The organism is Paenibacillus sp. FSL P2-0089 (assembly GCF_038595095.1).
GTDB classification, from domain to species: Bacteria; Bacillota; Bacilli; order Paenibacillales; family Paenibacillaceae; genus Paenibacillus_AQ; species Paenibacillus_AQ silagei.
The window spans coordinates 6,406,934-6,430,587 of sequence record NZ_CP152006.1 but is presented as its reverse complement, the minus strand read 5'-3'; the positions used below and the strand labels follow the sequence as shown (position 1 = coordinate 6,430,587).

Annotated in this window: 18 protein-coding genes and 1 other annotated feature; of the genes, 14 read left to right on the top strand and 4 right to left on the bottom strand. The window is 52.8% G+C overall.

Annotation, left to right across the window (positions count from 1 at the left end; all coding sequences use genetic code 11):
• Positions 1-146: 146 nt before the first annotated feature.
• The 3 genes from NST69_RS27025 to NST69_RS27015 are packed head-to-tail and all read left to right on the top strand — an operon-like array spanning position 147 to position 2,312.
• Positions 147-1,256, top strand: coding sequence for a WG repeat-containing protein (locus NST69_RS27025; protein ID WP_342547595.1), 1,110 nt, complete (start codon positions 147-149; stop codon positions 1,254-1,256).
• Positions 1,257-1,293: 37 nt separating this feature from the next.
• Positions 1,294-1,542 (top strand): hypothetical protein, encoded by a 249-nt coding sequence (locus NST69_RS27020; protein ID WP_342547594.1) that lies wholly within the window; start codon positions 1,294-1,296, stop codon positions 1,540-1,542.
• Between the two features lie 14 nt (positions 1,543-1,556).
• Positions 1,557-2,312: a class I SAM-dependent methyltransferase gene (locus tag NST69_RS27015; RefSeq protein WP_342547593.1), complete on the top strand. Its 756-nt coding sequence runs from the start codon at positions 1,557-1,559 to the stop codon at positions 2,310-2,312.
• Here NST69_RS27015 and NST69_RS27010 read toward each other — a convergent pair whose 3' ends face one another.
• Positions 2,313-3,698 (bottom strand): hypothetical protein, encoded by a 1,386-nt coding sequence (locus tag NST69_RS27010; protein ID WP_342547592.1) that lies wholly within the window; start codon positions 3,696-3,698, stop codon positions 2,313-2,315.
• 181 nt (positions 3,699-3,879) lie between these two features.
• Between NST69_RS27010 and NST69_RS27005 the strand changes: the two genes are divergently transcribed.
• The 3 genes from NST69_RS27005 (at position 3,880) to NST69_RS26995 (ending at position 7,742) form a co-directional block, all read left to right on the top strand.
• Positions 3,880-4,545 carry a glyoxalase/bleomycin resistance/dioxygenase family protein gene (locus tag NST69_RS27005; protein WP_342547591.1) on the top strand — a complete coding sequence of 222 codons (666 nt, stop codon included), beginning with the start codon at positions 3,880-3,882 and terminating at the stop codon, positions 4,543-4,545.
• A 145-nt stretch (positions 4,546-4,690) separates the two neighbouring features.
• A complete protein-coding gene (locus NST69_RS27000) occupies positions 4,691-5,626 on the top strand; it encodes a metal-dependent hydrolase (RefSeq protein ID WP_342550226.1) in 936 nt (311 codons plus the stop codon).
• Positions 5,627-5,915: 289 nt separating this feature from the next.
• Entirely contained in the window at positions 5,916-7,742 is a 1,827-nt protein-coding gene (locus NST69_RS26995) for an APC family permease (protein WP_036730481.1), read from the top strand.
• Positions 7,743-7,820: 78 nt separating this feature from the next.
• Here the strand turns inward: NST69_RS26995 and NST69_RS26990 are convergent, their stop codons facing one another.
• On the bottom strand, positions 7,821-10,475 hold the full coding sequence (locus NST69_RS26990; protein WP_342547590.1) for a cation-translocating P-type ATPase: 2,655 nt from the start codon (positions 10,473-10,475) through the stop codon (positions 7,821-7,823).
• Positions 10,476-10,744: 269 nt separating this feature from the next.
• Here NST69_RS26990 and NST69_RS26985 point away from each other — a divergent pair, with 269 nt between their 5' ends.
• The 5 genes from NST69_RS26985 (at position 10,745) to NST69_RS26965 (ending at position 15,366) form a co-directional block, all read left to right on the top strand.
• Positions 10,745-11,224, top strand: coding sequence for a site-2 protease family protein (locus tag NST69_RS26985; RefSeq protein ID WP_342547589.1), 480 nt, complete (start codon positions 10,745-10,747; stop codon positions 11,222-11,224).
• A gap of 187 nt (positions 11,225-11,411) precedes the next feature.
• Positions 11,412-12,836, top strand: a complete 1,425-nt coding sequence (locus tag NST69_RS26980) for a carbohydrate ABC transporter substrate-binding protein (protein WP_342547588.1) — start codon at positions 11,412-11,414, stop codon at positions 12,834-12,836.
• A 62-nt stretch (positions 12,837-12,898) separates the two neighbouring features.
• The gene (locus NST69_RS26975) at positions 12,899-13,870 is read left to right on the top strand and encodes a sugar ABC transporter permease (protein WP_036730473.1); all 972 of its coding nucleotides are present in this window, start codon (positions 12,899-12,901) and stop codon (positions 13,868-13,870) included.
• Between the two features lie 3 nt (positions 13,871-13,873).
• Positions 13,874-14,728: a carbohydrate ABC transporter permease gene (locus tag NST69_RS26970; protein WP_076081779.1), complete on the top strand. Its 855-nt coding sequence runs from the start codon at positions 13,874-13,876 to the stop codon at positions 14,726-14,728.
• A gap of 149 nt (positions 14,729-14,877) precedes the next feature.
• Positions 14,878-15,366 carry an isochorismatase family cysteine hydrolase gene (locus tag NST69_RS26965; RefSeq protein ID WP_342547587.1) on the top strand — a complete coding sequence of 163 codons (489 nt, stop codon included), beginning with the start codon at positions 14,878-14,880 and terminating at the stop codon, positions 15,364-15,366.
• 125 nt (positions 15,367-15,491) lie between these two features.
• On the opposite strand, the gene NST69_RS26960 is transcribed toward NST69_RS26965, so the two are convergent.
• Positions 15,492-16,562, bottom strand: a complete 1,071-nt coding sequence (locus NST69_RS26960; protein WP_342547586.1) for an LLM class flavin-dependent oxidoreductase — start codon at positions 16,560-16,562, stop codon at positions 15,492-15,494.
• A gap of 655 nt (positions 16,563-17,217) precedes the next feature.
• Between NST69_RS26960 and NST69_RS26955 the strand changes: the two genes are divergently transcribed.
• Complete coding sequence (locus tag NST69_RS26955) at positions 17,218-18,507, top strand: arsenic transporter (RefSeq protein WP_340957885.1); 1,290 nt, start codon at positions 17,218-17,220, stop codon at positions 18,505-18,507.
• Positions 18,508-18,617: 110 nt separating this feature from the next.
• Here the strand turns inward: NST69_RS26955 and NST69_RS26950 are convergent, their stop codons facing one another.
• Complete coding sequence (locus NST69_RS26950) at positions 18,618-19,826, bottom strand: oxalate decarboxylase family bicupin (protein WP_342547585.1); 1,209 nt, start codon at positions 19,824-19,826, stop codon at positions 18,618-18,620.
• 116 nt (positions 19,827-19,942) lie between these two features.
• Between NST69_RS26950 and NST69_RS26945 the strand changes: the two genes are divergently transcribed.
• The gene (locus NST69_RS26945; RefSeq protein ID WP_342547584.1) at positions 19,943-21,511 is read left to right on the top strand and encodes a tetratricopeptide repeat protein; all 1,569 of its coding nucleotides are present in this window, start codon (positions 19,943-19,945) and stop codon (positions 21,509-21,511) included.
• A 71-nt stretch (positions 21,512-21,582) separates the two neighbouring features.
• Positions 21,583-21,846 (top strand) — a binding site (T-box leader).
• 81 nt (positions 21,847-21,927) lie between these two features.
• Positions 21,928-23,634, top strand: coding sequence for a glutamine--tRNA ligase/YqeY domain fusion protein (locus NST69_RS26940; protein WP_342547583.1), 1,707 nt, complete (start codon positions 21,928-21,930; stop codon positions 23,632-23,634).
• The last annotated feature ends 20 nt before the right edge of the window (positions 23,635-23,654 follow it).

Sequence of the window (23,654 nt, the reverse complement as noted above, 5' to 3'; positions counted from 1 at the left end):
TAATTACACAGGGTTGTCCCGATAGCCACGAGAGGCTGCTTGGGGCAACCCTATTTTTTTCTTCCAAATCATGCACAACAAAACCGCTACAATCGCCGTCTATACATAAAGAATGGAAAATAGTCTCAAAGGAGTGTGAACCGCAAGTGTTAAAGAAACTGGCTATAACCCTACTTATGACGACGATGGTGTTCAGTGCAGGCGTAGCGGGTCCATCGCAGGACAAGGCTCAGGCCGCCGGTGCGGGCGCAGTACAGGCCAAGACGGCCGAGCAATTATATCCAATTGAAGTGAACGGGAAATACGGCTTCATCAACGGCAAGGGCAAGGTGGTTATTGAAGCGGTGTATGATAGTTATGGTTACTCAGGAATGCCCGGAGGGACGGTGTATGTCGAGGACCATGCAGCCAAAAAGCAATATTATTTCAGTTCGGCCGGTACGAAGCTGTTCGAATATAAGCTGAGAGATGCCGGTATTCTGTATAATGACCGCGCGCTGTATACAGCGAAGGTTCAACTCGCCGGCGGGGCCACGGCGACCCGGTACGGGTATATCGATAGCCAAGGCAAGGTGGCCATACAGCCAATCTATGTCCGGGCATTTAATTTCTCCGAAGGTCTGGCCCGGGTCAATATGGGTAAAGCCTCGGGTTACATTAACACGAAGGGCAAGCTTATCGTTCCTTACAGATATAGCTTTACTTCTGATTTCTCGGAAGGCATGGCAGCCGTTACACTTGCCGTTGGCGGCAAATACGGCTATATCGACACCACCGGCAAGCTTCGCATCACCCCACGGTATGATTACGCCACACCGTTCTCCGGCGGGGCGGCAGTTGTGTATGTGAACGGCAAATACGGATACATCGACAAAACAGGCAATTACCTGATTAAGCCGCAGTTTAGCATGGCCCAACCGTTCTCGGAAGGGCTGGCGTTCGTCGAGCGCAATGGAGCCACCTTCTATATTAATAAGAAGGGCGCCAAGGTCATTCAGGGATTCACGGCTGGAGGTTTGTTCAAGGGCGGTCTGGCTCCGGCCAGCCCGGGGCAGAGGTACGGCTATATTAATACCTCCGGCCGCTTCGTGGTTAAGCCGCAACTCTATTGGGCCGCTGATTTTAAAGGCGAACTGGCAGAAATCACCCTGCTGGTTCCAGATACTCGCGAGGAAATCAGAGGGTACATGAACCGCAGCGGAACCATCGTCTGGCCGCCGGCTTCCGAGCTTCCGGGCGGAGTGGTGAAACCGTAACTAAATCAATCAAGGGTAGAGGAGGCAATAATATTCCATGGGCAACGACTTATACAGAAAACTAGGGGCTGCCTTTCTGATTACGGCCGCGCTAATCTACACTATCGAGCGTGTAGGTACATTAATCGCTCGAAATTATGAAATTTCTGCGTTATACCAAGCGCAAATGTACGATGTCCAGCCTAATACTCATATCGCAGGCTTCTTCGATAATCTCTTTGTGCCAATCCTTACGTTAATTGGTGTGATACTATTCGTATACGGTTTTCCGAAGAAAACAAAATAGGAGAGTGAACAGCGATGAACAGTGATGAAAGGTTTTCGAACCGGGTCGATTCCTATTTGAAGTACCGCCCAAGCTATCCACAAGAGGCTATTGATTATTTGTACGAAAATATTGGTCTGCGCCCGAACAGTAAAATAGCAGATATCGGTTCAGGCACAGGGAGCCTGTCCAAGCTGCTTCTGGAACGCGGCAGCGAGGTAATCGCGGTCGAGCCCAATCAGGCCATGCGTGAAGCCGCAGAGCAAAGGCTCAACAGCAATCCGAACTTTCAAAGTAAATCAGGGTCTGCGGAAGCTACCGGGTTACCGGAGCAGTCGGTTGATTTTATTGTCTGTGCTCAGGCATTTCACTGGTTCGACCAGGTAGCCGCGCAAACGGAGTTCCGCAGAATACTACAGCCTGGCGGGAAAGTCATACTCATATGGAATTCCCGGCTTACAAACGGTACTTCATTTCGTGAAGAGTACGATCAGCTGCTTCACACCTACGGAACCGACTATGAACAAGTGAATCATAAAAATATTTCTCCGGCGATGCTTCGCTCTTTTTTCAAAGAGAATACTATGTATACAAGCCGGTTTGAAATGACTCAGGAGTTCGATTTCGAGGGTCTGAGCGGCCGGCTGTTATCCTCTTCCTATAGCCCTGTTCCGGGACATCCGAATTACAATCCGATGATGACAGAACTGCAGAATATATTTGACCGGCATAATCAGGACGGAATGGTTCCATTTGAATATGAAACTGAGATTTATTGGGGAGAAGTATAGTCAAAAGGTATATACATGATCCCCGGCATCCGCCCAGGCCAGCGTTCCATCCGGCATCCAGCCCAGCAGTGTGCCTGCGGCCACGAACGTGAAGGTTCGCTCCTGTGTGTCGTACACCTGAATGGCGCCTGTGCCGGATTTGAAGGCTGCGAATCGGTTGTCGGGTGACCAATTCAGCCCGGATAGCAACAGGTCATTATGCGGTTGCCGCTCATGCTCTGCGAGATCCTTCTTTAGCTGGTCCGTGATCCGCTGATCCTGCATCACCGTGGACGTTCCGCTTCCGGTGTTGTAACGGACTTGTCCAAGCGGGTTATGCTCACCTCTGTCTGCGGGAAGGATCAGATTTGAATCGTCCTCCCAAGTCAAAGAATAGACGAACAGGAAGCCGTCACTATGGGAGATGAAGGCGGCGTTCTGCTGCGAATGCAGTATTTTCCCCTGCTGATCCAGCACCGTCAGGTCCGCCCCAGGTCCAATGTATTCGTCATGAGCAGTTAATACTGCTATGCGCTTGCCGTCAGGCGAGGAGGACATGCCGTAGACCGGCTTGCTGAATACATGAAGCTTCGTACGGGTGAAGTCCTTCAGGTCTACGCGATACAGCGTCTTATTGCCCGAAATCATATAAGTGAAATCCCCATAGAAGCGGTCAGAATACATCTCATGGTAACCATAGTCATTGCCGTAGGCACCCTTCTCCTGAGCAAAAACCGGAATCTCCAGCGCCTCACCTGTCAGGGCGTGCACCAGATGATGCTTCTCCTGTCCGTAGAAAAGATAGGAAGGGGCAACCGATTCCCGGGTCTGAATGGACTTGATCCAGCCCGTGTTCCAGGCAGGTACTACGCGCCGGGTACCGGAGGTGATGCCCTGGAATAGCAGACTGCCTTGACCAGCCTGGGCTCTAACCACTACCGTGTTACGGTATGGCTGCTCTGTACTGGCATACTTCCGCCCGTCTGCGGTAACGGCTTCATCCAGATTGAACGTCCCGGACCAGACGCTGCCCTCATCGAGATGCAGGCGGATTTGCACAAACCGCGGGGACTCCCATTCCAGCGTGTAACGGAATTCAGTCTCGGGATCACTGGTCTGCAGACTATTCTTTATCGCTTGCTCCAATGATTTTTTATCGATATCGCTGTTCGACTTCACTTGTATCAGTTGTCCACCGCCGCCGATCACTTTCAATTGCTCAATATAGAGCAGCGGCTCCTCCTCGCTTGAAGGTGCTGAAGTGGTAGGTGTGGCTGACATAGCCGTGGGTGACCCTTCTGCGGGTGAGGATGGGGACGGGGAAGAGCCGTTCACACCGGCCTTGTCTGCCCCCTGACACCCTGAGAGCAGAGCTGCCGCCAGCACAATTGCTGCCGTATAGCGCATATAGAAACCTCCTGTAATGTTCGATTGTCCTATTGTTTTCAGAGAATAGATAGATTTTCCATATTGTTATGGACGCGGATGTTGCACAGAAGTTGCAGATGCGGGTTTGACTTCCATTCTCTGCATGGCTACCATGGAAGCAAAGCTTTGGCTGATAAGCCATAATTAGAGGTGATCCTAGATGATAAGAGAAGTAGAGATGCAGACTCATTCCTTGAAAGAAATGAAAGACTTTTATGAGAATAACCTTGGGCTGGCGGTATTCCAGGAACATCGGGCATCCTTCAGTGTACGAGCGGGCGAGTCCAGTCTAACCTTCAATGAGTCTAACCCAAGCAGACAGCCGAAATATCATTTTGCCTTCAACATTCCTGAGAATCAGATTAATGAAGCGTTGTGCTGGATTACTCCGAAGGTCCAAATTATTCCAAGCCAAGGACAGGAGATTGTACACTTCGAGGATTGGAATGCCGACTCCATCTATTTCTATGACCCGGCCGGTAATATTGTGGAGTTGATTGCCCGGCACAATCTGAACAATTCCGCCAATGAAGCATTCTCCCCAGCCAGTCTGTTATGTGTCAGTGAGATTGGTCTGCCTGTACCCGATGTGGAGGAGGCACTGCTCAAGCTATCGCGGGTAGGGATCGTTCCTTGGCAGGATTACGATAGCCAGTTCGCTGCCGCAGGTGACGAGCATGGGCTGATTATTGCTGTGAAGCAAGGCCGGGTCTGGTTCATGTCTGACCAGGAGGAAGCTTATCCGCATCCGTTAACGATCAGGACAGATGTCTGTGAAGTGACGCTGGATGCTTTAGAGGGGTTGAAGGTCCGGGGGCTTCGTTAAGCTAACCGTACAGAATGAATATAAAGGTACAAACATATAAGAATAAACTAAGCAAATGAACCTTTTCCCCGCTCCGTTTGTTTATAACTTGTCAGGCTCTGAGTAGTGAGGCTTAGCAACCAAAGCGGGGGGATTAAAGGTGTCTATGATATTGGCTATGCATATTGCTACACATCTGCTTACGGGCAGTTTTATTGTATCGATTGTGCTTATGCGCAAGGCGATTTCTTTTAAGGAAAAAGTGGTTCTGCTCGGACTGAGCTCGTTCCTGGGCATTGTGCCGGATCTGTTGGGGAACAGGTATGTATCTCCTTGGTCGCATTCCATTATAGTCATGGGGCTGGTTATGGTTCCGACTGTGTTCCTGTTCAGGCTGCTGCTGAAAAAATATTCGTATACCCAGTTATATCTGTGTCTAGCGGGGGGTGTGCTGGGGCATATTCTTGTGGATTATTTGGGACATGGGGTCCATTTGATCTATCCGCTGTCCAGCGAAGCTTATACGCTGCCCTTGATCTATCTCGGTGATCCTACGGTTTGGATGCCTATGTTAGTGGGGGTTATGAGTTTTGTGCTTCCGGTGTCGTTGGGCAGGAGACGGGTGCTAAGTACGGGCTGTGCTGTGTTTATTGTCCTGTATCTCAGTCTTAAGCTTGCCATGCTAATGCAACTGGAACAAGGGCTTCCGCGTAAATTCACACTCACTCCACAGGCAGCCGTTCAGGTGTATCCGCTCGGGGATTATCAGGTTCACAAGCTGAGTGATTTTTGGAAAATGGGGTTTGACGTCATCGACTCCCAGCGAAGGGTGCTTGGGGTGTTGCCTGTCTTGGGCGGAGAGATCCGTTTAGACTTGAATATGATCTTTGCCGTTAAGAGTGACGTTGTCCGCAGCAAAACGGGAAAAGACGGGCTGGAGCAAGTTTACCGGAAGCTCCCTGCCGGGGATGAGGCTTCATTTGAAGTGATGGAGGAGAGCGGGGAAGGGCCTGCCGGAGAGATTGTTGCACGGGACCGGGAGGGGAATCCCCGTTATTTCATCTATAGGGATGGAACTTGGGTGGAAGAACAGAGGGAATAGACTATTGCAAAGTAGGGGGAGCGCGTGGAGGACATTCAAGCACTTATTCAAAAGCTGGACTGGGACACACCTGAAGCTGAACAAGCGGAGGCTATGGGTCCATCAGCCAGCCTCAATATCTTAATGCAATCTTAATGTCTTTGCGTAATCCTTAACGCTATATTAATGCCGGACATGATATGTTGAAGGTCACAGAACATTCTTCTGTGGTCTTTTTGTTGTGTCCGAGAATGGGAGCAGATGGGGTACAAACAAGATCCTACAAATAATAAGCGAGTGGTGAAACCGAGTGATTTCATTTTTAAAACGATTTTTAATTGGCAGGCCCTTAAAGTCCAGTGAATTGGGAGAGCAAAAGTTAAATAAAAAGAAAGCGCTGGCTATACTGTCTTCAGATGCGCTGTCATCCGTTGCCTACGGGCCGGAGCAGATTCTGATTGTTCTGGTTACGATTGGGGCAGCCGCCTTCTGGTATTCGATCCCGATTGCGCTGGGTGTGTTGATCCTGCTGACCGCGCTCATTCTGTCCTACCGGCAGATTATTTTTGCTTATTCCCACGGCGGGGGCGCCTATGTGGTGTCCAAGGAGAACCTGGGCAAGTATCCGGGGTTAATAGCCGGCGGTTCGCTGCTGGTTGACTATATTTTAACGGTGGCTGTAAGTATTTCGGCGGGTACGGATGCCATCACCTCAGCGTTTCCAAGCCTGCATGAGCATAAAGTGGTGATTGCCATTGCTTTTGTGCTTCTGATCACGATTTTGAACTTAAGAGGGGTCACGGAATCTGCCTCCGTCCTCGCTTATCCGGTCTATTTATTCGTCCTGGCCTTATTCATCCTGATTGGTACAGGTCTGTACAACATCTTGTCAGGTAACGTTCCGGCAGAACTGCATACCTCACTGGGTACTCCGGTAGCGGGGATCAGCCTATTTCTATTATTGCGCGCATTTTCTTCCGGGAGCTCTGCGTTAACGGGGGTCGAAGCGATCTCCAATGCCATACCGAATTTCAAAAGCCCGGAAGCGTCCAACGCCTCCAAAACCTTAATCGCCATGGGAGTGTTACTGGCCGTGATGTTCTCAGGCATTGTGGTGTTAGCCTATTATTACGGGATTGCTCCCCGTGCTGACGTCACTGTGGTATCGCAAATTGCCGAGCAAACCTTTGGCCGGAATGCGATGTACTATTTTATCCAGGGAACGACTGCATTAATCCTGATACTGGCTGCCAATACCGGCTATTCCGCCTTCCCATTGCTGGCTGTGAACCTTGCCAAGGATAAATTCATTCCGCGAATGTTCACCATGCGGGGGGACCGGCTGGGTTACTCCAACGGTATTATCATATTAGGTGTTCTGTCCATGGTTCTGATTTATGTCTTTGAGGGGAAAACGGAGCAGCTGATTCCTTTATATGCTGTAGGTGTGTTCATTCCCTTTACGTTGTCGCAGAGCGGGATGATGGTGAAATGGCTCCGGGAAAAGCCAGCAGGCTGGGTGCAAAAGTTCATCATCAACACCGTTGGCGCTCTAATCAGCTTCGTTGTGACGATGATGTTCTTCATGACCAAGTTTACTCAGGTATGGCCGGTATTTGTCTTTCTGCCGATTCTGCTCCTGGTGTTCCACCGGATTCATAAACATTATGAGGCCATTGCGGACCAGCTTAGAATTACTACCTGTGAGGAAACGATCAAGATTGAAGGCAATGTGATTATCGTGCCGGTCGCCGGAATCACTCATGTCGTGATGAACTCCCTGGAATATGCCAAGTCGCTGTCTCCGCAGCAGATTATAGCCGTCTACGTGCCCTTCGAGCGGGAAGATGAAGCGGTGTTCGAGGAGAAGTGGAGAAAGTGGCAGCCGGACGTAAGGTTAGTAACCCTATATACTCCTTATAGAAGCATTGTACAGCCGTTGACCAAGTTTATTGATAAAGTGAATTGGAAGGCCGCAGAGTTGAACCATAGGGTAACGGTAATTATTCCACAGTTCATTCCGAAGAAAGGCTGGCATAATATCCTTCATAATCAATCGAGTCTGCTGATACGCGCCCGTCTGCTGTTCCGCAGCGATGTGATTGTCACTACAGTGCCTTATCATTTGAAGAAGTGATTGAGTATAAAAAGCCTGCACCCCCATGCCGGGAGTGCAGGCTTATTGCTGTTATTAAGTTCGTTAACTTAGCCTAGCTTAAGCAGCCTGCTTCGCAGGCAGCAGACGGCGGATCAGCTTCGCCAGCTCCATCACAATGACTGCGCCTAGGGCGAGTCCGGTGGCGGTCAGCCAGTGGTTCATCCCGAAGGTGGCAGGGATCGAGAAGATCTCTCTGACACCTGGCAGGACCGCAATGCCGTAGAAGGCAAAGCAGATCAAGACCGCGCCGATTACATATTTGTTGCTGAAGAAGCCGGCCTCCACAGAGGTCTGGCTGTTGGAGCGGGCAGCGAAGGTCTGCAGGGTGCGCGCCAGAATCAGCGTGGTGAAGGCCATCGCAATCCCCATTTCATCCGAATGCTGCAGCCCGATATACTGGGAGATAATCACGGCAATCCCGATCAGCAGACCGCGGGTGATCACTGCCTGCATCATTCCGCCTGCAAAAATGCCCTCGCTGATGTCCCGCGGCTTGCGGCTCATTACATCCGGCTCGGCCTTTTCCATGCCCAGCGCAATCGCCGGGAGGGAGTCGTTCGCCAGGTTAATGAATAACAGCTGAATGGCCGTGAACGGATTGATCCAGTCGAAGATCAGGGCGAACAGGATGGCGATAATCGCACCCAGATTGCCCGCGAACAGATAGGCGATTGCCTTCTTGATGTTATCGAACACTGTCCGGCCAACGGCCACTGCATTGACGATGGATACGAAGTTATCATCCGTTAGGATCATAGCCGCCGAATCCTTGGCGACATCGGTTCCGCTGCCCATCGCAACCCCAATATCGGCCTGCTTCAGTGCCGGGGCATCATTGACGCCGTCCCCGGTCATGGCGGTGATTTTGCCCTTACGCTGCCACGCCCTGACGATCCGGATCTTGTTCTCCGGGGAGACCCGGGCATACACGCCGATCTGCTCCAGTCTGCTGTCCAGCTCTTCGTCGGACATGGCATCCAGCTCCTGGCCGGTGACGGCGATCTCATGCTCCGCCATCAGTCCGATGTCGCGGCCGATCGCCTGGGCCGTAGTCTTGTGGTCCCCGGTAATCATAATTGTGCGGATACCGGCTTTGTTGGACTCGGCAATGGAGCCATATACAGCCTCGCGCGGCGGGTCAATCATCGCCGACAGGCCGACCAGCACCAGATCCTGCTCATCGTCAAGCCCCACCTCTGTCACCGTATCCGGCACGTTCTTATAGGCATAAGCAAGCACGCGCAGCGCTCTGCCGGAGAACTGTTCGTTCGCTTCATTGAAGTTTTCCAGGACCTCCGCCGTCAGCGGAACCTCCTGGCCCTCCAGCAGGACATGGGAGCATCTGCTGAACAGAACATCCGGGCCGCCTTTGGTCAGCAGGGCCTTCTGCCCCTCGAACGTATGCAGCGTAGTCATCAGCTTACGTTCAGAGTCGAACGGCAGCTCGGCCTCGCGCGGGAAGTTATCGCGGATCTCGCGGTAATCCCTGTCCTTGCTGTTGCTGAAGGCAATCAGTGCTACCTCGGTCGGGTCGCCGAGCTCTTTGCCTTCCTCATTAATATTGGAATCGTTACAGAGCACGGCAATATGCAGCAGCTTGCGGGCTTCCTCCGACCAGTCATCGGCCTTCAGCTTGAACTGCTCCTCTGGCCCTCCGGGGAGGAAATAATCCACAACCGTCATTTTATTCTGGGTCAGCGTCCCGGTCTTGTCCGTACAGATGACACTCGTTGATCCCAGTGCCTCTACAGCAGGCAGCTTACGGATAATAGCATGCTGCCGGGCCATCTTGTTCGTGCCCACGGAGAGTACAATGGTTACGATAGAAGACAACGCCTCGGGAATAGCGGCAACGGCTACTGCTACAGCGAACATCAGGGCATTCAGAATAGCCTCGGTGGTATCCACTGTATCATTCGAGAGCCAGACGCGTGCGGCCTGAATGCCGAAGATCAGCACCGACAGCAACAGGACGGCGATCCCCAGCTTTTTGCCGAAGCTCTCCAGCTTGCGCTGCAAGGGCGTCTGCTTGGCTTCGGCACTCTCGATCAGCCCGGCTATCTTCCCGAGCTCGGTGCCGAGTGCCGTTCCTGTAATGACCAGTGTTCCCCGTCCATAGACGACCAGTGAGCCGCTGAAGGCCATATTGCGCCGGTCGCCCAGCGGAGCCTCTTGCGGGATAGGATCGGTATGCTTATCCACGGCTTCGGATTCGCCGGTCAGCATGCCCTCATCGATCCGCAGACTCCCGGATTCAATAATCCGTCCATCCGCAGGCACATAATCGCCAGCCTCCAGGAAGACGATGTCTCCCCGGACCAGCTCCCTTGCGGGAATCGACAGTAAGGCTCCGTCCCGCATGACCTTGGCTTCAGGTGCGGACATTTTGCGCAGGGCGTCCAGTGAGCTCTCTGCCTTCCGGGTCTGCACCACACTGATTACAGCATTCAGAATCAGCACCACGAAGATGATGACGGATTCCATAATATGTCCCATTACGATCTGAACGGTTGCCGCGATGAGCAGCACAATGACCATAGGATCTTTGAAATTCTCCAGAAATAGCTTCCATAGCGGGTCCTTTGCTTTGCCCTTCAACTCATTGTAGCCTTCCTTGGCCAGCCGGTTGTCTACTTCAGCAGACGTAAGCCCGCTTGCGGAACTGTTGACTTCTTCCAGGGTGTCTGAACTATTGCGGCGGTAATACTCCATCAGGTACAAGCTCCTCTCCCGTTTGTTATCTTTTGTCTGTATGGTCCAAATTTACGTTAAATAGTACGACAAGTTTCATTATTCTCAGCTCGGGCGGCTAATTACTTATACCCCAATAGGCCATAGTTAGATAGAATGAATGCAGATAATTATTCATTAATGGTGAAAAATATTTCGTAAAGGCAGGGTTCTGCTTGAATCGGACATTTGCATATGTGATGCTGTTTATCGTCTTTATTCTCCTGTTATCCATTAAGGAGCCGTCAGTGGTGAATACGGTGTTCCTTACGGTTATGGTGACATTGTTAAAATATCTGGTCACATTGATTCATGAACTTGGGCATTATTTGGCTGGGAAACTCGTGGGCTATCCTGTACCATTAGTAACCATTGGAGAACGAAAGCCGTTCTGGCGTGTATCTTTTTGCGGAACTTTATTTATTTTCTGCTATGGCTTCGGCGGGTTAACGCTTATGGGGAGCAGTGACAAGGTCAGCAGGCTGCGTTCTTCCATATTTGCTCTTGGCGGGGTACTGTTCCAGCTTGCTGCAGTGTCTTTGGCTTATATTACAATGGGAATCGGCAACGAAGACAACTATTTCCTTCCGCTGATTTTCCTCGTTTTGAACGGCTGGACCATTGCAGTCAACCTATACCCATCTATCATTGCCAGGAATGAGGCATACTATTTTAGCGACGGCCTGCTTCTGGCAAGAATTATGAAGAGTAGAGAGATCCATCACGATTGATTCTTCTCCTGCGTGTTAAGACGCTTCGGCCTATAGCCCAGGCGTCTTTTTTGTACTTTTTAGAGCAGAACCCATAAATAGTGGTATTTTTCCCAATGAGGGGTTCCTTATGCGGGGGAGAGACAAGCACTATAATATGAAGGCGGTTACAAAAAACCGAGGATGAATATAAAAGGGGAGGCAAAGTATGAAAAGTATGAAGCGTGTTTTAACGGGGCTCTCAACAGTACTCGTGATGTCATCTGCTCTGGCAGGATGCGGCGGCGGGAATTCGGATTCCAGCTCATCCGGCGCAGCCGCGACAACGGCTCCGGCCGCATCGAATGCTGCAGAGGCAACCAAAGCTCCGGAAGCGGGTAGCGGTGAGAAGGTAACGATCAATCTGTGGAGCTTCACCGACGAAATTCCGAACATGACCAAGAAGTATATGGAAGCGCATCCTGATGCGAATGTGGAATTCAAAACTACGGTAATTGCAACTACAGACGGTGCTTATCAGCCTGCACTTGACCAGGCGCTGGCAGGCGGCGGGAAGGATGCCCCGGATATTTACGCAGCGGAATCCGCATTTGTACTTAAATACACGCAAGGCGATGCATCCACCTATGCTGCAAATTATGCAGACCTCGGACTTGATGATCAAATGGTAAAAGATGCTGGCATCGCCCAGTATTCTGTAGATATCGGCAGCAGCCTTGACGGTCATCTGAAAGGCCTCGGTTACCAGGCTACAGGCGGTGCCTTCATCTATCGCCGCTCCATTGCCAAGGATGTCTTCGGAACCGATGATCCGGCTAAGATCAAAACAGAGGTTGGGCCCGGCTGGGATAAATTCTTCGATGCAGCGAAGAAGCTGAAGGCTAAAGGCTATGGTATCGTATCCGGCGACGGCGATATCTGGCACCCGATCGAGAATAGCTCGGACAAGGGCTGGATCGTGGACGGCAAGCTGCACATCGATCCGAAGCGTGAAGAATTCATGGATCTCTCCAAAAAGCTGAAAGACAACGGCTATCATAACGATACAACAGACTGGACAGAAGCATGGTATGCCGATATGTCCGGTGCAGGCGCTCAACCTATCTTCGGATTCTTCGGTCCGGCTTGGCTCATCAACTACGTGATGAACGGTCAGGTGAAGGATACCAACGGCGACTGGGCTGTAACTGAACCAACCACAGGCTTCTTCTGGGGCGGTACTTGGCTCTTGGCCAATGCCGAAGTAACCAAGGATGAAGCGAAGAAGCAAGCCGTTGCAGACTTCGTTAAATGGGTTACACTCGACAGTTCTGAGACGGGCCTTCAGTATTACTGGGCTAACGGTACGATGAAAGCGGGCGAACAAGGCACGAAGGATAGCGTAGCTTCCTCTGTGGTGATGTCCAAGTCCAATGGTGAAGTTCCATTGCTCGGCGGACAGAACATGTTCGACATCTTCGTTCCGGCCAACGCGAATGCTTCAGGTAAGAACCTGACCCAATTCGACGAAACGATTAACAAAGCCTGGCGCGAACAGGTACGTGAGTACACTGCAGGCAATAAGACCAAGGAAAAAGCAATCGAAACCTTCAAGTCGCAAGTCAAAGACCAATTGGGTATTGAAAGCGAATAAGAGGAATTCGAAGGGGGCGGGGGATTATCCCCGCCCCTATAATCAACTAAAGAGGTGAGAGCATGCGCCGCAAGGATGTCAGCTATGCGAAATTCGGCTATATCTTTACTTTTCCATTTGTACTTGCCTTTCTGATTTTTTCGCTGTACCCGATTCTGTATACAGCAGTCATCGGGTTCACGGATATGAAGGGGCTCATTCCGAAGCCTATACATATCCTTGATAACCCGTTCCAGAACTTCAAGGATCTCCTGTTCGATAATGTTTCATTCCGCAAGTCCCTGATCAATACCTTCCTCCTGTGGATTACCAACTTTATTCCGCAGATGGCCCTTGCGCTTTTGCTGACCGCCTGGTTCACGAACAAGCGTCTGAACGTCAAAGGACAAGGCTTGTTCAAGGTTCTGCTCTATATGCCGAATATCATCACTGCAAGTACGATTGCCGTGCTGTTCAGTACATTGTTCGCATATCCTATGGGTCCGGTCAACAGCCTGTTTCAGATGCTGGGCTGGAGTGATTCTCCAATCTTCTTCCTGCAGGATAAGACGACAGCCCGCGGCATTATCGCTTTCATCCAGTTCTGGATGTGGTACGGGAACACGATGATCGTCCTGATTGCAGGCGTAATGGGGATTAACCCGGCGCTGTTCGAGTCGGCGGCGATTGACGGCGCGAACGGGTTCCAGACCTTCTTCCGGATCACCCTGCCGAGTCTGCGTACCATCCTGCTGTTCACCCTGATTACCTCGATGGTCGGCGGTCTGACCATGTTCGATATTCCGCAATTATTCCTGGCGGGCGGACCGGATGACTCTACGCTTACTACGTCCATGTTCATCTACGGGCAGGCGTTCAAGGGCAGCTACATGTATAACCGTGCTGCAGCCGCGAGTATGATCATGTTCCTGATATCTGCTGTACTGTCCGGCCTCCTGTTCTACGTGATGCGTGACCGGGACGCAGCCAAGTTGAAGAAGATCCAAAAACAAACACACAGAAATGCTGCCCAGGCAGCGGCTAGGGAGGTGTAATCCATGGAGAAGAATCGGGAAAGCAGTAAAGTCACCCAAACTGTCAACAAGACGATTATCTACGTGGTTTGCATCGCTTTGGCAGTACTCAGCATTTTGCCGTTCTGGATTATGTTCGTGAACGCTACACGCTCTACACCGGAGATTCAGAGCGGACTCTCCTTGCTCCCTTCGAGCCACATGATGGGCAATCTGAAGGTGCTGCTCGACAAGAGCTTTGATCCACTGCAAGGCTTCATGAACTCCTTCATTATTGCCAGCGGTGCAACACTCTGTACGGTCTACTTCTCCTCACTGGCTGCTTACGGACTGGTAACCTACAGCTGGAAGCTGCGGGGCGCGTTCTTCACCTTCATTATGTGCGTGATGATGATTCCTTCCCAAGCCAGTGCGATCGGCTTCTATCAATTCATGTATAAGCTGCACTGGACCAACAACTTCCTTCCACTGATCTTGCCGGCCATTGCAGCGCCTGCAGTGGTATTCTTCATGCGTCAATACCTGCTCGCTACACTATCCATTGAGATCGTAGAGGCAGCCCGTGTAGACGGATCTGGCGAGTTCCGTACCTTTAACCGGATTATTATGCCACTGATGATGCCGGCCATTGCGACACAAGCCATTTTTGCTTTTGTAGCCAACTGGAACAACTTGTTCATGCCGTTAATCCTCCTTACTCAGAAGGAGAAATATACGATGCCTATCATGGTCAGCTTATTGCGCGGGGACATCTACAAGACGGAATTCGGCTCCATCTATATGGGGCTGGCGCTGACCGCATTGCCGCTGTTCATAGTCTACTTCCTGCTGTCCCGCTATATTATCGCAGGTGTAGCACTGGGCGGAGTCAAAGAATAACCGGATCAGGATAGCTGTGAAGACAAACCATACTGCAGAGAAGGTCCATTCCGGTGGATCATTCTACTGCAGTTTTTTGTGTACGGCCGGTTGAATGAACATCCGGCATCAGGTAAGGTGGAAGGATCAGCGGATAGGGGGAAGCAGGAGTGAAAATCGGACTGTTAATTATTGATCTGCAAGAGGTCCATGTCAGCGGGGTGGAGCAGAAGGAGATTGACCGCGCCTGCGAGTATATCAATTATGTATCCGGGCTGCTGCGGGCCAAGGGCCATGCCGTGATTCATATTCAGGACATTGAAGGGATGCAGCCCTCTGAGAAAGCGAAGTTCGCGATCATCCCCGGAATTGAGATTCAGGAGACGGATTTCAACGTGAAGAAGGAATACTCGAATGCCTTTTGGAAGACGGATCTGGAAAAGATTGTGCGGGAGCAAGGCATCGATCTGCTGATTCTCTCCGGCTATGCCGCCGAGCATTGCGTTCTGTTCACCTATAACGGGGCTGCCGAAAGGGGAATCAAGGCGGTGCTGCTGCAAAATGGGATTCTAAGCTCTCATCAGGATGTAATCACGGCGGCGTACAGGGACCGGAATCTGGTTTCGTATCCTGTGATTCAGGCCCTGGTGCAATCTTAGCTGGAGAAGGAACGCCGGACGATACGAAGATAAGATAGAAAGTTTCAGATGACGTCAAAAAAACACCTCCGGCGCCGAATGGGCCTTGAGGTGTTTTTGGTATGCTTTGCTGTGCTTGCGTGCAGTTATTTCCCCTCAGTACGGGCTAACTCCGCATGCACAATAGGGGCAACCTTGGTGCCTAGCAGCTCGATGGCACGCAGGACCTCGCGGTGCGGCATGTAGCCGACATTCACATGCAAGAAGAACCGGGTTACGCCGAGATTCTTACGCAGCAGAATGATCTTCTCGGCGACATACTCTGCGTCACCGACATAGAGTGCTCCGCGTAAGCTGCGGGCATCGTCGAAGGCTGCGCGGTTGTAGGTTCCGCCCCAGCCCCGTTCGCGGCCGATGACATTCATCTGTGCTTGGGTGGACGGGTAGAACAAGGCCGCAGCCTGTTCGTTAGTTTCACCTACGAAGCCGTGGGAGTGTGTGGCGATCTGCAGTTTGTCCGGATTATGTCCGGCGCGTGCTGCGGCCTCCTTGTACAAGTTCACTAGCGGAGCGAACCGCTCCGGCATTCCGCCGATAATCGCGAAGGCGATAGGCAGACCAAGGGTTCCAGCCCGTACAGCGGATTCAGGATTACCGCCGCTGGCGATCCAGACCGGAAGCGGGTCCTGAACGGCACGGGGATAGACCGGCAGATTATTTATAGCCGGACGGTGCCCACCGCGCCAAGTGACCTTCTCGGAGGCGCGGATCGCCAGCAGCAGCTCCAGATTCTCCTCGAACAATTCATCGTAATCCTCCAGACTGTAACCGAACAGCGGGAAGGACTCAGTGAAGGAACCGCGTCCGGCCATAATCTCTGCCCGGCCGTCCGAGAGGCCGTCCAGCGTAGCGAACGCCTGATAGACCCGCACCGGGTCATCCGAAGACAAGACGCTGACCGCACTGGTCAGTCTGATCCGCTTGGTTGTCGCTGCCGCTGCGGCGAGGACTACAGCGGGGGCACTCCCTGCATAATCCTTACGGTGATGCTCACCTATTCCATATACGTCCAGGCCCACTTGGTCAGCGAGCACAATCTCCTCGACAGCTTCCCGCAGCCGTTCTGCATGGCTGATCGTCTGCCCCGTCACCGGGTCAGGTGTAGTCTCCAAAAACGTGCTTATCCCTATTTCCATAATCTTCTTATCATCGGCCATGTTCATCCGCCCCTTTCTTCATGTCATCATTCTACTATACTTTTTAATGTTTCTCAACTTTAGTAAGTGAAAAAAGCGATTTTTGTTTTTTTATTATTGTATACGGAAGACTCCGTGATTAGCATGACAACCAATGTAGGCGAAAAACCTAACACATTGGGCACGTACGAGGGTGCGGTCCATACTTGTTCTCACGCCAAAGAGACCGGGTTGCCCCGGCCTCTTTGGCGGCCTGCTGTCTTCAGGATTCAGGATTTATCCTTCTTGACGGCAAGCTGTACAATCATAATAACAAGAACGAGCAGTGCGATGAGCTGGTCTGTACTCATGGTAGTCCGAACCTCCAATCCCGTAACAAGGATGGCTCTTTACGGACCTGCATCTCCTCTCCAAGAAGCTGCTTCGTTCCCCATAATCCAGCCTATGTATTCATACATACACTTAGTACTTAAGCATATAAATATTATTGCAGCAGACGGCTGCCGGTCGGGCGGCAATGTCTCTGAACAGGCTTGCGTAGCGCAGGTGAACCTTCCAGCAATTTTTATCTTGTACTTCGGATGAGGCTGCTTTAGTATATATAAATTGGCTTATATTTATATCTACTGTAAGGAGTGCATCAGGGAATGCTGCAGATCAAATGGGGGGCTGAATTATGGTTGTGATAGCCTGCCTGATTTTTGTTGTGACTTTGGTTTTTGTGATCTGGCAGCCGCGGAATTTATCAATTGGCTGGTCCGCCTGCGGCGGGGCGATTCTCGCGCTTGCGGCAGGAGTGGTCAGTTTCGGGGATGTCCGTGATGTGACTCTGATTGTATGGAATGCAACGCTTGCCTTTGTAGCGATTATTCTAATTTCCTTAATTCTCGATCGTGTCGGCTTCTTCGAGTGGGCGGCGCTGCATATGGCGGCGGCGGCACGCGGCAACGGCACGCTGATGTTCATCTATGTGATTGTACTGGGTGCAGTCGTGGCGATGCTGTTCGCCAATGACGGGGCAGCGCTGATTCTGACGCCGATTGTGCTGGCGATGGTCCGGGCGTTGAATCTAGACGAGCGCAAAGTCTTTCCTTTTATTATTGCCAGCGGCTTCATTGCCGATACCACCTCGCTGCCGCTGACCGTCAGCAATCTGGTGAATATTGTCTCTGCCGATTTCTTCGGCATCACCTTCATGCAGTATGCAGGACACATGTGGCTGCCTACCCTGTTCTCGCTTGGAGCAAGCATTCTGGTCTTATATCTCTACTTCCGCCGCAGCATTCCGAAGGAGTATGACACCGCCGGAATGAAGCTTCCGGGGGATGCCATTAAGGACCAGCGGATGTTCCGGCTATCCTGGTTCGTACTCGCGCTTCTGGTAGCCGGATATTTCGTCAGTGAATTCCTGGACATTCCGGTATCCGTGGTAGCGGGAGTGATCGCAATCTGTTTCCTGCTGATGGCCCGCAGAAGTCCTTACGTGAAGACGATGGAAGTGGTCAAGGGGGCGCCTTGGGCGATTGTTTTCTTCTCCATTGGCATGTACGTAGTGGTGTATGGCCTGCGTAATGCGGGACTGACGGATGTGCTCGCAGAGATGATCAGCGAAATTGCGAAGCACGGGCTGTTCGCAGCCACGATGGGGATGGGCTTCCTGGCCGCGCTGCTCTCCTCGGTGATGAATAATTTGCCGACCGTGCTGATCGGGGCGCTGGCCATTGATACGGCACATGCCGCGGGTCTGGTGAAGGAGGCTCTGATCTACGCCAATGTTATCGGTTCGGATCTGGGTCCGAAGATTACACCGATTGGTTCACTGGCCACGCTGCTGTGGCTGCACGTGCTGTCCGGCAAGGGTGTGAAGATCTCCTGGGGCTCCTATTTCAAAATAGGGATTATCCTGACGGTTCCCACACTGTTCATCACGTTGCTCGGTCTATATTTGGAGCTGAAGTGGCTCTAATCAGAGACCTGGTAATCGAACCGGGGGCCACGATCCCGTGTGCAATTCATAATATAGAAGGAGCGGTGCAGACCTAGTCTGACCGCTCTTTTTTCGACATCTAAGGCAGATCATTCCTTCTTCTTTCCCTGTCCCTGCTCCTGCTGCTCCGGGTACTTCACCACAGGCCATTTGACCTTACGCAGGGCGTTCATCAGCTCCGGCCCGGCATGAAGATTGCTGCTGACCAGCTCCTGTGGCGTGAGCGCCATCCACTGGTTGAGCGAGACGTCGGCGAACCGGTCGCTCTTGAACATTTCCAGGAACCAGAGCGTCTCTGTGCCGGTATTCTGAACATAATGCCCCTGGGCAAAAGGCACATAGCCGACATCCCCGGCCCTTACATTGAAAGTGCGCGCATCGCCGTTGCCTCCGAAGACGGTCATTCGTCCTTGCCCGCTGAGGTAATACTGCCACTCGTCATTGTTCGGATGCCAGTGCAGCTCCCGCATCGCCCCAGGCTCAATCTCTACCAGGGCTGCGGCGATATTCCGTGAGACGGGGAAATTGCTGGAGTCGACAATCCGCACACTGCCTCCCGGGGTCTTGAGCGGCGGCTGGGCCATCAGCCGATGCTTGAAGCTCAGCGGAATCTCCCCGTAAGGCGATTCGATCCGCTGGCTCGCAATTGGACCTGGCACCTGGTCCTGATAGATGTATACCTGCTCGTTGGGAAGATAGGCGAAGGCGGATTCAGGTACGCCGAAGTTCGCGGACAGGACTTCACGCGGCGTATGGGCGAACCAGTCGGAGATGGACAGGGTGTTCAGATCCGAGAAGCCTCCGTCGTCGAACACAAGTAGGAATTCACATCCCTCAGCCAGACCCTGAATGGAATGCGGGATGCCTGGAGGGAAATACCACAGATCGCCGGGGCCGACATCGGCGATAAAGTTGCGGCCATTCTGGTCCACAGCTGTAATCCTTGCGCTGCCCAGCAGCATGTAGGACCATTCCGCCTGCTGATGCCAGTGCAGCTCACGTACGCCGCCCGGCGTCAGGCTCATATTCACCCCCGCAAGCGTAGTGGCCACCGGCAGCTCCCTGACCGTCACCTCACGGGACCAGCCGCCATGATTCAGCTGCATATGGGCGTCGGAGAACGAGAACTTTAGATTCGGGATCAGCCCGTTGTCCGTGACCGGAGGAACGAACATGTCGGGATTCTCCCGGTCACGCATGACGTCACGTGGACCCAGGTCGATATTGCCTGCACCGTCACTGCGTATGGGCTGGGGGATGACGGGCTGGCCTGGAGAACGGGGATGCTCAGGATTCATCACATAGGCTCCTTTCTGGAACGCACAGCATTTCAAGAAAATATATGCGCAAATGTGATAATATTTGACTACCGGACAAAGATCCGTACGATAATCAGAGAGCAGGGTTAGAACCAATGACATTAAGTGGACAAGGACGCTACCGCTTCAGCGAAGCGCCTATATGGGAATTGCAGCGCACCTATTATGAACAGCTGGGTCTCCAGGCTTGGGCCAATGACCAGGTTCCGCAGTATATTACAAGCAATCCGATGATTGGAACAGCGTATGCGGAGATCATCTTCGGCTTTCTTCAGGACCGTGCGCAGAAGGGATTCACTACAGAGCCGGTAGTGGTACTGGAGCTGGGTGCAGGTGTGGGGCGTCTGGCGTTCCATGTACTGCAGCAGCTGTGTGAGCTGATCCAGTATGCTGGCGTGCCGCTGCCGCCGTTCCGTTACGTGATGAGCGATTTGCCGTGGAAGAACATTGAGGGCTGGCAGCAGCATGAGGGGCTGAAGCCTTTTGTAGAGCAGGGAATGCTGGACTTTGCCCGCTTCGATGCGGTCCGGGATACGGAGCTGAGCTTAACGCAGAGCGGATTGGTGATTAAGCCTGGGGAGCTGGGGCAGCCGCTGATGGTGATCGCCAACTACTTCTTCGACAGTATCCCTCAGGAGCTGCTCTATGTGGATGAAGGCAAGATCTATGAATGTGAGGTCTCGCTGAAATATCCTGAGCAGTCTGCTACCATGGGGCCGTCCGAGGTGCTCCGTGATCTGGTGCCGGAATACCATTACAAGCGTGCAGCGGGCTATGAGGACAGCTCGTATCCTTATCATGAAGTGATCTCGTTCTATTTGGACAAGCTGGAGGATTCACATGTGTTGTTCCCGGAGGCAGCCCTGTCCTGTATGGAGCGTCTGGGTGCACTCTCCCGGGGAAGCTTCCTGCTGCTCACTGCCGATAAGGGAGACCACCGGCTGGAGAACTGGGAGTTCGCCGAGCCGCCGAAGTTGATTCATCACGGAAGTATCTCGCTTACGGCGAATTATCATGCGCTGGTGCATTATTTTGAACGGAGGGGTGCACAGTCTCAGTTCACCCAGCATCATTATAAAAATCTCAATGTGGGCTGCATCCTGATGCTGGAGGAGCCGATGCTGCATCCGCATACCCGGCTGGCCTACCGGCGGTTTGTCGAGCGGTTCGGGCCGGATGATTTCTTCAGCCTGAAGGTGTGGATCGACAAGAATTACGACACCATCGGCATGCAGCAGATCCTGGCCTTCTGGCGGCTGGGGGGCTATGACGCGGAGCTGTTCATTCAGAGTGCCGAGCGGATCTCTGCGCTGCTGCCGGATGCCAGCGACGAGGAGCTGCTGGACCTTCAGCGGGGGATCGACCGGATGTGGAGGGGCTTCTACCCGATGCCGCAAAAGTATGATTTGGCGCTGGACTGCGGCCTGCTGCTGTTCGAGATGGAGCAGTACGGGGAATCCCGCCGATTCCTGGAGTATTCGCTGGCGACCAGTGAGGAGGAGCCGGTAATTACCGTGCTGTACTGCCTGGCGATCTGCAGCTACGAGCAGGAGGATGATGAGGCGGCGCTGGATTATACGCGCAGATCGCTGCTGATTGAGCCGGAGCATGAGGAAGCGCTGGAGCTGCTCGCGGCGCTAAGCCAGGACCCGGCAGAGGCTTAGGCTGCTGCTCCCGGCAGTCCGGTGCAGCCCTTTACACCCGTTGTGAGTTTTGTTATTCTGTATCCAATAACGCAAACGCGATGACGAGAAGAGTACATTCAGGTTCTTCCCTCACAGAGAGCTCCGGCTGGTGTGAAGGAGCAGGGAAGACTGGATGGAAACAAGCCTCTGAGCGGCTTACCGGAACCAGGCAGCAGCCGGGGATGGTACGACAGGAGCTCCTGTTACAGAGCTAGAGTATAAGCCCTGCCGGACGGCAGCGCCGTACTTGATGAGATTAATATGGTGACATATTAATGAACCTGGGGTGGTACCGCGAGAATTTCGTCCCCAAGACTTACGGTCTTGGAGGTGAGGTTCTTTTTTGTTGTATCCAGATAAGGCGGCGTACCACCCATGAACAGGAGGAGATTGGAATGACGGACAATAATGGACCGGCTCTGCCGGAGAATTATATGGATAAGCTGGTTAGAGAAGACGTGGAGGCGGGAGTATTCAGCCGGGAGATCTGCACCCGGTTTCCACCGGAACCCAATGGCTATCTGCATATCGGGAGTGCTTTTGCCATCCATACGAATGTGGAAATTGCCCGTAAATACGGCGGCCGCTTCCATCTGCGCTTCGATGATACCAACCCGCTCAAAGAGGATAAGGAGTATGTGGAAGCGATCATCCGTGACCTTGAATGGCTGGGCTGCAGTCCGGGGGAACACATCTACTACGGCTCCGATTATTCGGAGGAGATCTACCGCAGGGCAGAGACGCTCATTCTGAAGGGGACAGCCTATGTCTGTGATATGACGGCAGCGGAGGTAACGGCTTACCGGGGGACCTTAACCGAGCCGGGGAAGGACAGTCCTTACCGCAGCCGAACGCCGGAGGAGAACCTGCGGCTGTTCCGGGAGATGCGTGCGGGGAGCTATCCGAATGGCGCTAAAGTGCTGCGGGCCAAGATTGACATGGCCTCGCCGAACATGAATTTGCGAGATCCGGTGCTGTACCGGATTATTCATGCCGCGCATTACCGCACGGGCGTTGCCTGGTGCATCTACCCGATGTATGATTTCGCCCATCCGATTCAGGATGCGCTGGAAGGGGTGACGCATTCGCTCTGCTCGATCGAGTTCAAGGATCACCGGCCGCTGTACGAATGGGTGCTGAACGAGCTGGGCACCCCGGAACCGCCGAGACAGAGGGAATTCGGCCGGGTGAACCTGACCGGAGTGGTTACAAGCAAGCGGCATCTCCGAGCACTGGTAGCCGGAGGCTTCGTGGACGGCTGGGATGATCCGCGCCTGCCTACGCTCAGCGGGCTGCGCAGACGGGGATTCACGCCGGAGAGCATCAAGGCCTTCGTGCGGGAGATCGGCATGGTCCGCAATACGGCGATGGTGGATTTCTCGCTGCTGGAGCATTGCCTGAGACAGGACCTGAAGGCGAAGGTGCCGGCGGTGATGGCAGTACTGGACCCGCTGAAGGTCGTGCTTACCAATTACGCCGCCGGGGCCTCTGAGCTGCTTCCGATCCCTAACAACCCTGAGAATGCCGAACTGGGTTCAAGAGAAGTACCGTTCTCCGGCACGCTCTACATCGAGCGGGCAGATTTCATGGAGGTGCCTGTGAAGGGCTTCCGCAGACTGGTTCCAGGCGGCGAGGTGCGCCTTAAGGGCGGATACATTATCCGCTGCAATGAAGTCATGAAGGACGCAGAGACGGGAGAAATCCTCGAACTGCGGTGTACCTACGACCCGGAGACCCGCAGCGGCGGCCCTCTAAGCGGCCGGAAGGTGAAGGGGACTGTGCAATGGGTCTCGGCTGCTCATGCGCTGAAGAGTGACGTATACCTGTATGAGCAGCTGCTGACGGATAACAACGGGCCGAAGGAGGAAGGAGAGAGCTGGGAGGAATACATCAATCCGGGTTCCGTGACCCTGCTTACAGATTGCCTGTTGGAGCCGCTTGCGGGCAACCCTCAGCCTGGGGATGCCTACCAGTTCCTGCGTCACGGCTATTTCTGCATCGACAGCAAGCATAGCACAGCTCAGAAGCTGGTGTTCAACCGAATCGTTCCGCTTAAGGACACCTGGAAGGGCAACGCAGGACACGTAAGCAGCAGCGGATAAGTAGTGGATGAATCTAGAAT